The sequence below is a fragment of the Tsukamurella sputi genome (genome assembly GCF_007858445.1).
Classification (GTDB): Bacteria; Actinomycetota; Actinomycetes; order Mycobacteriales; family Mycobacteriaceae; genus Tsukamurella; species Tsukamurella sputi.
This window is the reverse complement of sequence record NZ_VIGV01000198.1, coordinates 1-529: the sequence shown is the minus strand read 5'-3', so window position 1 is coordinate 529 and position 529 is coordinate 1. Positions and strand designations below refer to the sequence as shown.

The 529-nt window shown below is 36.9% G+C and carries 1 protein-coding gene; it reads left to right on the top strand.

The window, feature by feature from the left end; all coding sequences use genetic code 11:
* The coding region (locus FK268_RS26200) for a GmrSD restriction endonuclease domain-containing protein (protein WP_146437909.1) at window positions 1-495 on the top strand (495 nt) is incomplete at its 5' end.
* Window positions 496-529 lie beyond the last annotated feature (34 nt).

The following is a 529-nucleotide window of genomic DNA, read 5'->3' as shown; positions in this document are numbered from 1 at the left end:
CAAGATGAGAATAATAAAACAAAAGATGTGCAAGAGAAATATACGCAACAAGAGAAGAGACTTATCAGAAATTACACAATGGTGGCCGGTGGTTCGATTGAGCATTTCTATCCGCAAAATCCCAAAAATGAGAAGCGCTTAGATCAGCAATCTACAGATGAAAATGGTAAAGAACGGGGGACGGAGAATAATAACGAAAAACCGGCAATCCGCACTGTTGATCGTTTTGGGAATCTTTTCCTCATTTCCCGTAATCAAAACTCTAAAATTGGGAATGATCTGCCGGGTGCGAAGATTGATCATTACCACAAGAGAGATATTGATAATCAGAAAATTGTGAGCCTAAAACTCTATCGAATGATCAAGTTAATAAACAGCAAGCAGAAAGATCCCAATAATCGAAAGCAATATATTGAGCTGATGAATGAACATAAAGATGCGATGATTGAGTTATTCGTATCGGCATCAAAAAAAGAGGAATCGACAGCTAAATGATAGAAAACACCCTAAAGTAATCATTAATGATCAA